This window comes from Streptomyces spirodelae, from assembly GCF_017676385.1.
GTDB classification, from domain to species: Bacteria; Actinomycetota; Actinomycetes; order Streptomycetales; family Streptomycetaceae; genus Streptomyces; species Streptomyces spirodelae.
Genome location: NZ_JAFFZN010000001.1, coordinates 335158 through 348383 on the forward strand (window position 1 = coordinate 335158; position 13226 = coordinate 348383).

Here is a 13226-nt window from a genome sequence, read left to right on the forward strand (position 1 = left end):
TCAGCGGGGTATCAGCAGGGCGGCGTCGGCCTCGTCGGCGCAGGCGCGCATCGCGGCACGCGGGCTGCTCCGGCCGAGCAGTACGGAGATGAGGGCCTGCCCCAGCGCCTGCGAGACCTCGGGGTAGGCGGGGTGCGTGGGGCGCACCCTGGCTCCCTCCAGCGCCTGGGTGAAGGTGGCCAGTCCCTCGGTGCGGCGTGCCTCGCGCCGCCAGCTCGGCAGTCCCTGCGCCTGCCTGCTCAGCGGCAGGCTGCCGGCCTCGGCGCCCCAGCGCACGTCCTGCGCCGGGCGCATCAGCCAGTCGACGAAGGTGCGGGCTGCGCGCACCCGCGCCGAGCCGTTGTCGAAGACGGTCCAGGTGTCGGGGCCCGAGATGGTCACGGGGCGGCCCGAGAAGCTGGGCAGCGGGGCCACGTGGTAGTCGATCCCGGCCTTCCGGATGTCCGGGAGCTGCCACGGCCCGGTGACGGCCATGGCCATCCGGCCGCCCTGGAACACCTGGTACATCTGCTCGCCGCCGGGCTTCGGATCGACGTAGACGCTCTTGTCCCGTACGAGTTGCTCGACGACCTGGAGGGCTCGCACCCCCTCCTTGGCAAAGCCGATGCTGCGGCCGTCCTCCCCGATCACGTCCCCGCCCAGGTCCCAGACCATGGGCCACAGCCGCCAGACGGTGTCCTCGTCGCCCGCGCCGGGCCAGCCGGTGCCGAAGCGGCCGCCGCCCCTGTCGGTCAGCTTGCGGGCGACGTCCACGAAGTCGTGCCACCGCCAGCCGGCCTTGGGCAGCGGTACGCCCGCCCGCGCGAACAGCTTCTTGTTGCAGACGACGGCGAGCGCGTCCAGCAGCGCGGGCGCCGCCCTGACCCGGCCGTTGAGGGTGACCGCCTCCCGGGCCGGGGACCAGTAGTTCCGCCAGGGCGTGTGCGCGGAGCCGACCGTGTCCGTCAGGTCGACGACCTGGGGGCTGCGGGCGACGTTGGCCAGGTCGGAGCCGAAGACATAGGCGATGTCCGGGTAGGCGCCCGAGGCGAGGGAGGCGGTGATCTTCTGGAGCATCGAGTCGGCCAGCACGCCGCCGCCCATGTCCACCCGGATGTGCGGATGGCTGCGGTGGAAGTCGGCGACCAGGCGCCGCAGCGCCGCCCGCGCGGTGTCGGCCTGGCCGTGCCACAGCTCGATGGTGACCCGGCCGTCGGCACCGACGCCGTCGTCCTTGCCGGTGGCGCAGCCGGACACGGCGGACCCGGTCAGCGCCGTGAGCGCCAACGCGCCGCCGCGGCGCAGTACCCGGCGACGTGAGGGAGCCGTCAGGGGGACGCTCTGGGGTACGGCCATCTGTACCTCCGGTGAAGGGGTGCGGGCGACATCGCGGCCGCGGATGTGCTGGATGAACGGGGCCGGGACCCCGCGGAGCGGGGTGTGCGGGGTGCGCCGGGAACGCAAGGGGAGTGCGTTCCCGACGCGGGGCCGGGGCGTCACGGTGCGGAGCGCGGGCCCCGGGGATCAGTGCGGAGAGAGCTGCACGGGCGCGCCGCGCACAGCACGGTGGCCGGGCCGGGAACAGGTGGTGGAAAGAGGCTTCGACCGCTGCGGGGCGTGCCGACGGACGGCCGTCAGCAGGTCTCCCGTACGTAGGCGTCGTCGGCCGGGGTGACGACGTTCCGGTCGCGGCGGACGATGCTGAGCTGGTCGCCCCAGCCCTTGCACGCCGTGGCCATCCCGTCCCTGGTGTACTCGATCACCACGACCTTGTCGCCGAACGCCTCGGTGTAGGTGTCGCACTCGTTCCACTCGCCGCACTGTTCGGCGACGGCGAAGTCCAGCCCGTTGGCCTTGCGGGAGTCGGCCAGCTCGGCGGCGTTCTTCTGGCCGATGGCCAGTCCCTTGCTGTGCGCGTGGTCGGCCAGACGGCGGATCATGTCCTGGGCCTGATCGGCCGTCAGCAGGCCCTCGGAGCGGTCGTAGCTGTCGAAGTTGTCCGGCTCGACGGCCTGGAAGCCCTTCGCCGCGCAGGAGTCGATCCAGGTGTTGACCTTCGCGGCGATCCGCTCGCGCTTGTCCTCGGTCCGGATGTCGAGGAGGGCCTCGCCGTCCCACTCGCCGTCGTAGACGACCTCGCCGGACCTGTCGCGCAGCAGCAGGTCGGAATCCCAGCTGCCCGCGGCGCCGGGCTGGGTCTGGAAGGCGTTGACGTAGCAGATGTTGTACAGGCCCTCGGCGGGCTGTACGGAGTGGTCACGGCTGACCACCTCGACGCCGTCTGGGGGCGGGTAAGGGCCGCCGATCTGGTAGTCGAACCCGGCGTGTGCCGGAGGGAGGGTCACGTCCGCCGCGCGGGGTCCGGCCGCGGTATCGGTCTCGGCTGAGGCCGGGGAGTTGCTCGCCTGGGCGGCCGCCAGCAGGAAGGTCGCCGCCGCGGCAGCTGCGCCGAGAGCCCGGTACGGACGTCGACGGTCGGGATACATCGTCGAACTCCAGGGGTGGAGGGCACGTCCCCGCCTCGGACACACAGGGTCCTGGCGACTCAGTCCGGGCTCGCGGCGCACCGCATACCGGCTGGGCGTACCTCTGACGTCGAGTGCTCGCCTACGACGTGCAACGGAGTAAACCGACCTCCAACACCCGGTGTCAAGAGCTCGAAAGTGCTCGAAACAGCGACTGCGCGCGCAACTTCACGCAGAATCCCCCCCGGCGTCACCCCGGAGTCGGGCCGGAATCGGGCCGGAATCGGCCTTGCTGGTGGCTCGGCTCAGCCGTCGGCAGCTCGGCTCAGCCGTTCCTGAGGTGGTCCCGCAGCTCCCTGGCGACCTGGGCCATCAGCGCCTCAGCTCCGGGCTGCGCCGCCGCGGGTACCTGCGACTCGGTGAGCGCGGCGACGGCGAAGAGCGCACCGTCGGAATGGTGGACGACGCCTACCTCGTGGCGGAGATTGAGGAGCGTTCCCGTCTTGGACGCCCAAGTGGCCGCATCGGAGCTGAAGTCCGGGGCGAGCCGCTGGCGCAGCACGTTGTCGGCCATCAGGGAGCGCATTCGCGCGGCCACGTCCGGGTCGACGGCCGAGGGGGTCCACAGCGCCTCCAGCAGATCGACGAAGGCCCGCGCCGTGCCGGAGTTGGCGCGGGTCACATCGAGCTGCGGCAGCCGGTGGCCGTGGCCGCTGGTTCCGGCGCCGATGGCGAGCGAGTGCGCCAGATAGGCGGAGCTTGCCGACAGGTGCTCGGCGGGGGTGTCGGTCAGCTCGCCGAGAGCGTGCCGGACGGCCATGCCCTGAATCCCGATCCGGCACAGCATGGCGTCCACCTCGCCCGGCGGGGTGAGGGCGAACAGGGCGTTGGCGGCGGCGTTGTCGCTGAGGGACGTGCTCAGATAGAGCAGGTCGTCCAGGGCGACCCTGGCCGGGTGCCGGAACCGGGTGATCCCGGTGGGCCCCGGGGTCGTGACGCGGCCCGGCCGCACCTCCAGTTGCTGAGCGCCGTCGAGTTCGCCCCGCCGGACGCGGTCGAGCGTGGCGATCCCGAGCGGCACCTTCACCAGCGAGGCCACCGGCAGCTCCAGGTCCGGATCGATGCCCAGTTCCTCGCCCGTGCGCAGATCGCGGACGAGGAACGAGCCGGACAGTCCGCCGTCCCGCAGGGCCCGGCGCAGCTCGCGCGGCAGATCGTCGGCCCTCATCATCGGGTTGCCTCCTCCTCGGTCCCGGCGGTGCCGGTGTGCGCCGCATCGTCCTCGGCGTTCTCGGCGTCCTCGGCGTCCTCGGCGTCCTCGGCGTTCTCGGCGTGCTCGGCGTTCTCGTGCTCGGCTTCGGCTCCCGCGCCCAGGCAGTCGGCGAGCACTTCGCCCAGGCGGGTCCCGAGGCGTTCGGCGTCGCTCTCCTCGGCTGCCATGAGGCCGAACGTGCGCTCCAGCCGCAGCTCCCCGACCGGACGCCAGTGCAGGCCGAACTCCTGAGCCTGCACCGGCGAGCACAGCAGCAGGTCGGCAGAGGAGAACACCTCGGCGGCCGCCTGGGCGAGGCCGGTGGCGACGGAGAGCTGCGCGGGACGCAGCCCGACGGCGTCCCGCAGCCGTGCCATCCGGTCCCGGACGTGCGGTACGTCGTCCTCGGGCTGGAGCCACACCCGGCGCAGCGGGCCCTGGTCGGTGCGGCGGGGGCGCAGCGTCTCCAGGTAGAGGCGGCGGGCGTGCGGCCGGGCGACCGAGGCGAGCCCGAGCGGTACGCGCCAGCGGGCCTGGTCGGGCGGCACCGCGACGAGTGCGGCCCGCACCTGCTGGGAGCGGACCAGGTGGGGGCGTACCGCGGGCGCTGCGGTGCGCAGTTCCAGGGTGATGCCCTCTCCGCGGGCCGCCGCCGCGAGCCGGGCGAGCGTGGGAGCGGGGCAGGTGTCGGGCACTGCGAGCCGGAAGGGCCTGCGCTGGGCCGTCGCCGCCTCATGTGCCAGCTCCTCGGCTGCGAGTACGAGCCGCCGCGCGGCGGGGAGGAGCTCCCGCCCGAAGGGGGTCAGCCGGACATGGCGTGAGCCGCGCTCGAAGAGCCGCTCGCCCAGGTGCTGCTCCAGCGCGGCGACGCGGCGGCTGGCGACCGACTGCGACATCCCGGCGGCCGCCGCGCCCACCGTGAAGCTGCCGCGCTCGCCGACGTGGACGAAGGCGCGGCAGGCACCGACAAGATCCACGCCCGCCACTCTATGTGGCCGTCGGCGGGCCCGGCCATGCGGCTTCCGCATCGATCGGCGCGATCCGGTCTTGGACGGCATGACGCACCACCCGGCAGCCTGGCGGGGCCCCCGGGGGCCCGGGGCCACCGCACCCGCACAGCAGGAGGTATCGACCACCCATGCGTACGACCAGATTCCGGCGCACCACGATGGGCGCACTCGGCACGCTCGCACTCGTCCTGCCGCTGACGGCCTGCGGCGCCGACGGGTCGGCCGACGCCTCCGCCAAGTCGTCCGGCTCGGCAACCACCGCCCTGGACAGCGCCAGGGACAAAGCCCCGGACAAGGCCACGGACAAGAAGGTGGCGGCGGCGTTCAAGAAGCTGGAGCGGAAGTACGACGCGCGGCTCGGCGTCCGGGCCGTCGACACCGGCAGCGGCCGGAAGGTCTCCTACCACGCGGACCAGCGGTTCGCCTACGCTTCGACCCACAAGGCGTTCACGGCCGCCGCCGTTCTGGACAAGCACCGGATCGACGGCCTCGACAAGACGATCGAGGTCAACAAGGACGACCTGCTCCCGCACTCCCCCGTGACCAGTGAGCACGTGGGTGAGGAGATGACGCTGCGCGCCCTGTGCGCGGCCGCTGTCCGGCAGAGCGACAACGCCGCGGACAATCTGCTGCTCCGCGACCTGGGCGGCCCGAAGGCGCTGGACGCCTTCCTGGAGAAGCTCGGCGACGACGTCACCAACGTCAACCGCTACGAGCGCGAGCTGAACGATGCCGAGCCGGGCGACGACAGGGACACCACCACCCCCCGCGCCTTCGCCGACGACCTGCGAGCCGTCGCGCTCGGTGACGGCCTCGGCAAGAGAGAACGCAAGCAGCTCAACGCCTGGATGCACGACAACCCGACCGGCAAGACGCTGATCAGGGCCGGGTTCCCGGAGGGCTGGAGCGTCGGCGACAAGAGCGGTGCGGGCCGCTACGCCAGCCGCGGCGACATCGCCGTGGTCCGCCCGCCCGGCAAGGCGCCGCTCGTGGTGACGGTGTTCTCCAGGCGGGCGGAGCGGGACGCCGAGTACGACGACAAGCTGGTGGCTGACGCCGCCGCCGTTGTGGCAGCAGAGCTGAAGTAGGTCCCCGCGCCCCGAAGGGGCGCGGGGACCTCCGCGGCCGCCGGCTGCTACACCTTGTCGGCGGCCTTCACATCCGTGGGAGCGGACCAGCACTCGATCTCGCCGGGAAGATCCGGCAGCCGGTCCCGGACGAACGTCGGATCGAGGCCCTGGCGGCGCTGGGTGAGATAGTCGTCCAGCAGCTTCCAGGCGATGGCCGACAGCGGCACGATCGCCACCAGGTTGACCAGAGCCATGCTGCCCATGAAGACGTCGGCGAGGTTCCAGACCACGTCCACCGAGCCGAGCGCCCCGGCGAAGACGGCGACCAGCACCAGCACGCGGTAGCCGGGCAGCACCCAGCGGCTCGACGTGCCGGTCATGAACTGGATGTTGGACTCGCCGTAGTAGTAGTTGCCGATCAGAGTGGAGAAGGCGAGCAGGAAGACCACCAGCGTCAGCGCGTGGCCGGCCCAGCCGCCGAGGGTCTCCTCCAGCGCCGACTGGGTGAGGTCGGCACCGCCCCGCTCGGAGAGCGACGGGTTGGTGGTGAGGATGACGAACGCGGTCATCGAGCAGATCAGCAGCGTGTCGAAGAAGACGCCGAGGGTCTGCACCAGCCCCTGCTTGACGGGGTGCGTGACCTCGGCCGTTGCCGCCGCGTTCGGCGCCGAGCCCAGACCGGCCTCGTTGGAGAACATCCCGCGCCTGATGCCCTGCTGGATAGCCGCGCCGACGGCGCCGCCCGCGACCTCGCGGAACCCGAAGGCACCGCCCACGATGTCCGCGAAGACCCGCGGCACATCGGAGATGTTCAGGACGACGACCGTGAGGCCGAGCAGCAGATAGATGACGGCCATCACCGGCACGACGAGCTGGGTGACCGTGGCGATGCGCCGGACTCCGCCGAAGATCACCAGGGCCAGCAGCACCGCGACGGCCACACCCGCACCGGCGGCGGGGAAGTCGTCACCGAAGGAGCCCTTGGTGACGGAGGCGATGGTGTTGGACTGCACGGCGTTGAAGACGAAGCCGAAGGTCAGGGTGATGACCACGGCGAAGATCAGGCCCAGCCAGCGCTTCCGCAGGCCGCGCTGCATGTAGTAGGCGGGCCCGCCCCGGTAGGTACCGGACTCGTTGCCCTCGCTGTCCCGGTTGCGCACCTTGTACAGCTGCGCCAGGGATGCCTCCACGAACGCGGACGAGGCGCCCAGCAGCGCCATCACCCACATCCAGAAGACCGCACCTGCACCGCCGGCGGTGATGGCGGCGGCCACGCCCGCGACGTTGCCGGTGCCCACTCGCGCGGCGGCGGAGATGGTGAAGGCTCCGAAGGAGGAGACCTGCTTGCGCCCGTCGGGACCTGGCTTGGTCTTGTCGCCGAGCACCCGCACCATCTCGGGCAGCAGCCGCAGCTGCACCCCTTTGGAACGGAGCGTGAAGTACAGCGCGGCACCCACCACCAGCGGAATGAGGAGGTAGGTCCAGAAGACGTCGTTGACGTCGAGGATGAACGAGTTGAGCGAATCCACGCGGCGTCCTCGGGAAGATCACAGTCGGTGACGAGACACCAACCGGGGGACAAGGTTCCGTAAATCTTCCGTAGCGTACTCGGCTATCCGGACAGGTCGCACCGCTGAGCGGTATGCCCTATCTCACAGAGAGCACAGAGGCCGCATCGGCCACACAGGGCTCAACTCTCACACGACGCCACTGCTTTCACTTTCTGCAATCCGTTGTGTTCGAAGCGTTGATGCGCCCTTGACCCCCTTCTCCCTTCGGACCGTCGTACTTCGTACGTCATATGTGAGACGCGATATGGAGATCCGAGGGTCCATGACGACCATCCCGACCCCCATCCCTTCGCGGACCCAGTATGTACTTGAGGGATCAAGCACCGCATTCTCACCGGCCAGTTGTCGCCGGGCCAGACGCTGGTCGAGACCGAACTCGCCGCGCAGTTCGGCGTCTCCAAGACCCCCGTGCGCGAGGCGCTCAAGACGCTGGCCGGGACCGGGCTGGTGGTGGACGGCGCGGTACTGATGGGCGGCTGCGACAAGACCACTCCGGCGCTGCTGATGGGCGCTGCGAGTGTCGGGCTGCCGACCGTGTTCATGCCCGCGGGGCCGATGTTGCCCGGGCACTGGCGGGGCAAGGTGCTGGGCTCCGGCACCGACATGTGGAAGTACTGGGACGACAAGCGGGCCGGGCTGGTCGGGGACTGCGAGCTGGGCCTCCGGGATCAGGAACCGGCTCACCGGCCACCGGATGCGGCCCGAGGGCACCGGGCTGCTCAACGACGGCAAGGTGATCGTGGACGGCAACCGCATCCCCGGCTGGTTCACCCTGGAAGGCCCCAAGTCCACTGGCACCACGTCTGGTTCCAGTGCCGACGGGTCGATCCCCCGCACACGGTCCCTCGCCTCGTGGACCCAAGCGCGGGTGCCGGAATCCGACGCTGAGGCACGCGCCCATGAGGAGCGCGGGGAATGCGCGACAAGCCACGGTGCACTCGCAGCCCGCAACGGACAGGAATGGGCAGTCTCTCCTCAGTCAGGTGGTGGCGTCAGCATCCGGCGCCACCACCGGTTTCCATTCCCTGGCACTCACGACGCGGACACCCGCCGTGCGGTAATACGGATCGGCGGCCATGATCGCGTCCAGCTCGGTGCGGGAGGCATCGAAGATCAGTGCCGCACCACTGTCGTCGGCCCACGGTCCGGCAGCGACGAGTCGCCCTTCGGCGTGCAGTTCCACCAGGCGCTGCCGGTGTGCGGGGCGGGCGGCCAGCCGCTCCGGGCTGTCGGCGAAGGCGAGTTCGAGAATCAGCATGCCGCTGACGGTACGGTCGCGGTGTGACCAGGTCTGTATCGACTGATACATCGCAGCCGTGGCTTTCGCTCAGCCGCGTCCCCTTGCTGGCTGCCCTCTCCGACGCCGCACTGCGGCAGGCGTGGGACGACTCCGTACCGCTCGCGGTGCCGACGGGCGCGACGCTGCGCCGGGCGGACGACCCGGCCACGCATCTCCTCCTGCTGCTGCGTGGCCGGATGGCGGCAACCGCCACCACGAGCGCCGGACGCGTGCTCCGCTTCGGGGAATGGGCCGCACCCCGCGCGCTGGACAAGGTCGCCGTGATCGACGGCGCGGGGCACACCGCCACCTTCAGCGCGCTCACCCCGTGCGCCGTACGGAGCCTGCCGCGCGACTGTTTCCTCACTCTGGTCGAGGACGTCCCCTCGGTACGGAGCCATGTACTGCGGGTGCTGGCCGGCCACGCGAGGCGGCAACAGCAACGGCTGATGGCGACGGCCACCCTGTCGGCCGAGGCCCGGCTGTCGTCCTGGCTGCTGGAGGAGGCCGCGACGGTGCCCGGCCACCGTGTGACACTGCCCGGCACCCAGCAGACCCTCGCGGATCTGCTGGGGGTCACCCGCGTCACCGTCAACCGCGCGCTGGCCCGCCTGCGTCGTGACCGGCTGATCGAGGTCAGGGGCCGCACCATCACTCTGCTCGCCCCGGAGCTCCTCGAACTCCGCGCTCAGGGCTGACGAGAGCCCTCAGGCGGGATGTTCCACGCCGGAGGCGTCCAGGGCCCCGGCCAGCCCGTCCGGCAGCGGCGCCTCGTGCAGGATGCCCAGCGACTGGGTGGCCCGGGTGAGGGCGACATAGAGGTCGCTCGTGCCGAACTCGGCGGGCTCGACGACCAGGACCCGGTCGAACTCGAGGCCCTTGGCCTGACGCGGGTCGAGCAGGACCAGATGCCGGGTGAGGTCGGGCTCGGCGCCCGGGACGACATCGGGCAGCCGGGCGGCCAGCGCCTCGTGCAGGCGGCGCGGCGCGATGACAGCGAGGCGGCCCTCGTCGGGCGTCTGCGCTGCCGCCACCTCGGCGACAGCGCCCGGCAGGTCGCCCGGCGCCTGTCGGGCCCAGGGACGGGTGCCCGTCGAGCGGACCGAGGAAGGCGGCTCGAAGCCCGGGTGCCGGGCGCGTACGACGGCGGCGGCCAGGTCCATGATCTCGGCCGGGGTGCGGTAGTTGACCGCGAGCCGGGTGTGTTCCCAGCGGTCCTCGACATACGGCGCCAGGATGTCCTCCCAGGAGCCGACGCCGGCTTCCTCGGCGGTCTGCACCGGATCGCCGACCAGAGTCATGGAGCGGGACGGGCAGCGCCGCATCAGCAGCCGCCAGGCCATCGAGGACAGCTCCTGCGCCTCGTCGACGATGATGTGGCCGAAGGCCCAGGTGCGGTCGGCCGCCGCGCGTTCGGCCGCCGTCCGGTGGTCGGCCTCCTCGTGCCGCTCGGCCATCCGCTCGGCGTCGATGACGTCGTGCGCTGCCAGGATCTCGGACTCGGTGTCCTCGAACTCGAACGACTCCGACCCCCGGGCGACCTCGAGAACGCCCTGCGCGTACTGGATACGCTCCTGGCGTTCCGCCTCGGCAGCGGCCCGCTGCGCGCTGTCGTCCTCGCCCAGCAGCTCGGCCGCCTCGTCGAGCAGCGGCACATCCGCCGGGGTCCAGTCGGCGGGCGAAGTGACCGTACGGCGGATCGCGGCGGCGTCCTCCTCGGGCAGCCAGGTGGGTTCGGCCAGGTAGTCGGCCACGAACTCCTCGGGCGACAGCTCGGGCCACAGCTGCGAGATCGCCGCGTGCACCTCGGGGTTGGCCGCGACGGCCTTGCCGAGCTGCGCGACGTCGTCCGGGCCCAGCAGGTTGGGGCCGCCGTAGGGGTCGGCACCGAGGCGTTCGACGAGCTGCGCGGTGAGCGCGTCGATGACGCGGAACGCGAAGTGCGGGCGGGCGAGGTTGTGCTGGAGCCGGGTGGCTCGGGCCGCCTCGCGTGCCTCGTCGGCGAGGTGCCAGTCCAGTACCAGGTCGCCGTCGTCGTGCGGCACGATCAGCGGCTCGCCCGGCTCCGGCACCTGCTGCCGGTCGCGGACGGCCAGCCGCAGGGCCTCGGCCATCTCGGCGCGGCCCTTGACGGCGGCGGCGCGCGGGCTGTCGGTGCCGCGCGCCTCGATTCCCGGGTACAGCTCGCCCAGCGTGGACAGCAGCACGCCGGTCTCACCGAGCGAGGGCAGCACCTCCCCGATGTAGGAGAGGAAGGCGGGGTTCGGGCCGACGATCAGCACGGCCCGCTTGGCGAGCAACTCGCGGTGCTCGTAGAGCAGGAACGCGGCCCGGTGCAGGGCTACGGCGGTCTTGCCGGTGCCGGGGCCGCCCTCCACGACCAGGACACCCCGGTGCGGAGCGCGGATGATGCGGTCCTGTTCGGCCTGGATGGTGCGCACGATGTCGTTCATGCGGCCGGTGCGGGCGGCGTTCAGCGAGGCGAGGAGGACGGCGTCCCCTGTGGGGTCCTCGTGCCCGGTGCGCTCCTCGTCGCCGAGGTCGAGCAGTTCGTCGTGCAGCTCGGTGACGGTACGGCCCTGGGTGGTGAGGTGGCGTCGGCGGCGCAGGCCCATCGGGGTGTGTCCGGTGGCGAGGTAGAAGGGGCGCGCCACCGGGGCACGCCAGTCGATGAGGACCGGGGTGCGCTCGGCGTCGTCCTCGCGGATACCGATGCGGCCGATGTGGTGCGAGGTGCCGTCGGTGAAGTCGATACGGCCGAAGCACAGCGAACCGTCGACGGCGTTCAGCGCGGCCAGCAGTCCGGAGCGCTCAGCGACGCGCACATCCCTTTCGACGCGCGCCTGCCGCGTGTTGCCGTCCGGCTTCTGCGCCTCCTCGACGGCCGAGGCGGCCTGCCCTCGCAATACATCGACGCGGGCGTAGAGATGATCGAGGTATTTCTGCTCGTGCTGCAGCTCAGCGCTTCCCCGGTTTGACAAAACGGCTCCCTGCCCGGTACGTTACTTCTATCGACCGCCCCCTTACGGGGGCTTTTCTGTGTAGGCACACAGAAACACCGAGCATAGCCAAGGAAATCCCCGGCCCGCAATTCTCGGAGCCGGGGATTTCTGTGCGCGGAAGCGGTCGGCGCGGGAGAGTCAGTCCGCCGGCCGCAGCAGGCCGCGCTCATACGCCTTGACCAGCCGCTGAGGCACCCGGTGGACCTTCCCCTCGATCGTGACGGGAACGAGCTGCGGCGTACCGGCCTTCCACAGGGACCTGCGGTGCCGGGTGTTGCTGCGGGACATCTTCCGCTTGGGCACAGCCACGAGAAACCTCCTGGGACATCGACAACCCTGGGAGTTTATTGAAAACGACTTTCATGAGCAACAGCGGCCCGTACCCCGCGCTTGAATCTTGAATGAGTTCGGGGCGCGCGTGGTAGGCGCCGAGTGCGGGCCGCCGTACGGCGGATGCCGCCCGGTGGATGTCACACGGCGGATGCCGCACCACACACAGAGCGGAGAAAGCTGAATGGAGTACAGGCAGTTGGGCCGTTCCGGCCTGCGGGTGTCGGTCCTGACGATGGGGACGATGACGTTCGGCGGTCGGGACATGTTCGGGAACGTCGGCTCGACGGACGTCGCCGGGGCGCGGCGTCAGGTCGACATGTGCCTGGACGCGGGCGTCAACCTGTTCGACACGGCGAACATGTACTCCGCCGGGCTGAGCGAGGAGATCCTCGGCGAGGTGATCACGGGGCGCCGCGATCGCCTTCTGCTCTCCTCGAAGGTGCGGATGGCCGTGGGCGACGGACCCAACGACCAGGGGCTCTCCCGGCACCACATCCTCGGCCAGGTCGAGGGCAGCCTGCGCCGGCTGGGCACCGACCACCTGGACATCTACCACGTCCACGAGTGGGACGGGCTCACCCCGCTGGAAGAGACCATGGAGGCGCTCGACTCCCTGGTCCGCGCGGGGAAGGTCCGCTATCTGGGGGTGTCGAACTACTCCGGGTGGCAGCTGATGAAGGCGCTCGGTGTCGCCGACGCACACGGCTACCAGCGTTTCGTCAGCAACCAGATCTACTACTCGCTGGAGTCCCGCGACGCCGAGTACGAGCTGGTGCCGCTCTCCCTCGACCAGGGGCTCGGGGTCATGGTGTGGAGCCCGCTCGCCGGCGGCCTGCTGTCCGGCAAGTACCGGCGCGGACAGCAGGCCGAAAGCGGCAGGCATCTGACCGAGTGGTCCGAGCCGCCGGTGCGCGACGAGGAGAAGCTGTACGACACCATCGAGACGGTCGTCGACATCGCCGACGCGCACGGCGTCTCCCACGCCCAGGTCTCCCTCGCGTATCTGCTGGCACAGCCCGGGGTGACCACCCTGGTCATCGGTGCCCGCAAGGACGAGCAGCTGCGGGACAACCTCGGTGCCGTCGACGTCCGGCTCGACGCCGCCGACCTGGACCGGCTGGACAAGGTCAGCGCGCCCGAACTGATCTACCCGCACTGGCACCAGGCGGCCCTCGCCGCCGACAGGTTCGGCGCCCCGGACCGCGCCCTCCACCGCCGAAACCGCTGAGCCGGTTTCCCCGGCCGCCGCTGCGACGCCCTCGGGC

11 protein-coding genes and 2 pseudogenes are annotated in these 13226 nt (G+C 71.2%); 5 read left to right on the forward strand and 8 right to left on the reverse strand.

Annotation, left to right across the window (positions count from 1 at the left end):
• The 4 genes from JW592_RS01525 to JW592_RS01540 form a co-directional block, all read right to left on the reverse strand.
• A complete protein-coding gene (locus JW592_RS01525) occupies window positions 1–1335 on the reverse strand; it encodes an ABC transporter substrate-binding protein (protein WP_209262969.1) in 1335 nt (444 codons plus the stop codon).
• A 278-nt stretch (window positions 1336–1613) separates the two neighbouring features.
• A complete protein-coding gene (locus tag JW592_RS01530; protein WP_209262970.1) occupies window positions 1614–2465 on the reverse strand; it encodes an endo alpha-1,4 polygalactosaminidase in 852 nt (283 codons plus the stop codon).
• A 304-nt stretch (window positions 2466–2769) separates the two neighbouring features.
• Window positions 2770–3672, reverse strand: coding sequence for a serine hydrolase (locus JW592_RS01535; RefSeq protein WP_209263133.1), 903 nt, complete (start codon window positions 3670–3672; stop codon window positions 2770–2772).
• Window positions 3672–4673 carry a LysR family transcriptional regulator gene (locus JW592_RS01540; protein ID WP_209262971.1) on the reverse strand — a complete coding sequence of 334 codons (1002 nt, stop codon included), beginning with the start codon at window positions 4671–4673 and terminating at the stop codon, window positions 3672–3674. The genes JW592_RS01535 and JW592_RS01540 overlap by 1 nt, the downstream gene beginning before the upstream one ends.
• Before the next feature lie 161 nt (window positions 4674–4834).
• Between JW592_RS01540 and bla the strand changes: the two genes are divergently transcribed.
• Window positions 4835–5794, forward strand: a complete 960-nt coding sequence (gene bla, locus JW592_RS01545; protein WP_209262972.1) for a class A beta-lactamase — start codon at window positions 4835–4837, stop codon at window positions 5792–5794.
• A 47-nt stretch (window positions 5795–5841) separates the two neighbouring features.
• On the opposite strand, the gene JW592_RS01550 is transcribed toward bla, so the two are convergent.
• Entirely contained in the window at window positions 5842–7305 is a 1464-nt protein-coding gene (locus tag JW592_RS01550) for an alanine/glycine:cation symporter family protein (RefSeq protein ID WP_209262973.1), read from the reverse strand.
• 304 nt (window positions 7306–7609) lie between these two features.
• Between JW592_RS01550 and JW592_RS33285 the strand changes: the two are divergent.
• Both JW592_RS33285 and JW592_RS32420 read left to right on the forward strand, forming a co-directional pair.
• Window positions 7610–7800: pseudogene (locus JW592_RS33285) on the forward strand (GntR family transcriptional regulator); the annotation flags it as partial.
• Window positions 7798–8037: pseudogene (locus JW592_RS32420) on the forward strand (dihydroxy-acid dehydratase domain-containing protein); the annotation flags it as partial. The pseudogenes JW592_RS33285 and JW592_RS32420, both read left to right, overlap by 3 nt.
• Window positions 8038–8326: 289 nt before the next feature.
• Here JW592_RS32420 and JW592_RS01560 read toward each other — a convergent pair.
• Complete coding sequence (locus JW592_RS01560; protein ID WP_209262975.1) at window positions 8327–8605, reverse strand: YciI family protein; 279 nt, start codon at window positions 8603–8605, stop codon at window positions 8327–8329.
• 23 nt (window positions 8606–8628) lie between these two features.
• On the opposite strand from JW592_RS01560, the gene JW592_RS01565 reads away from it, so the two are divergent.
• Window positions 8629–9324, forward strand: a complete 696-nt coding sequence (locus JW592_RS01565; RefSeq protein ID WP_209262976.1) for a Crp/Fnr family transcriptional regulator — start codon at window positions 8629–8631, stop codon at window positions 9322–9324.
• A gap of 9 nt (window positions 9325–9333) precedes the next feature.
• On the opposite strand, the gene JW592_RS01570 is transcribed toward JW592_RS01565, so the two are convergent.
• Both JW592_RS01570 and rpmF read right to left on the reverse strand, forming a co-directional pair.
• Window positions 9334–11607, reverse strand: coding sequence for a HelD family protein (locus tag JW592_RS01570; RefSeq protein ID WP_229374978.1), 2274 nt, complete (start codon window positions 11605–11607; stop codon window positions 9334–9336).
• A 159-nt stretch (window positions 11608–11766) separates the two neighbouring features.
• On the reverse strand, window positions 11767–11937 hold the full coding sequence (gene rpmF, locus JW592_RS01575; protein WP_209262977.1) for a 50S ribosomal protein L32: 171 nt from the start codon (window positions 11935–11937) through the stop codon (window positions 11767–11769).
• 205 nt (window positions 11938–12142) lie between these two features.
• On the opposite strand from rpmF, the gene JW592_RS01580 reads away from it, so the two are divergent.
• Window positions 12143–13189, forward strand: coding sequence for an aldo/keto reductase (locus JW592_RS01580; protein ID WP_209262978.1), 1047 nt, complete (start codon window positions 12143–12145; stop codon window positions 13187–13189).
• The last annotated feature ends 37 nt before the right edge of the window (window positions 13190–13226 follow it).

Bases quoted from the DNA above. Each gene is read 5' to 3' on its own strand.
- JW592_RS01580 (WP_209262978.1), top strand. From the start codon at position 12,143: ATGGAGTACAGGCAGTTGGGCCGTTCCGGCCTGCGGGTGTCGGTCCTG.
- JW592_RS01560 (WP_209262975.1), bottom strand. From the start codon at position 8,605: ATGCTGATTCTCGAACTCGCCTTCGCCGACAGCCCGGAGCGGCTGGCC.
- JW592_RS01535 (WP_209263133.1), bottom strand. From the start codon at position 3,672: ATGAGGGCCGACGATCTGCCGCGCGAGCTGCGCCGGGCCCTGCGGGAC.
- JW592_RS01530 (WP_209262970.1), bottom strand. From the start codon at position 2,465: ATGTATCCCGACCGTCGACGTCCGTACCGGGCTCTCGGCGCAGCTGCC.
- JW592_RS01525 (WP_209262969.1), bottom strand. From the start codon at position 1,335: ATGGCCGTACCCCAGAGCGTCCCCCTGACGGCTCCCTCACGTCGCCGG.
- bla (WP_209262972.1), top strand. From the start codon at position 4,835: ATGCGTACGACCAGATTCCGGCGCACCACGATGGGCGCACTCGGCACG.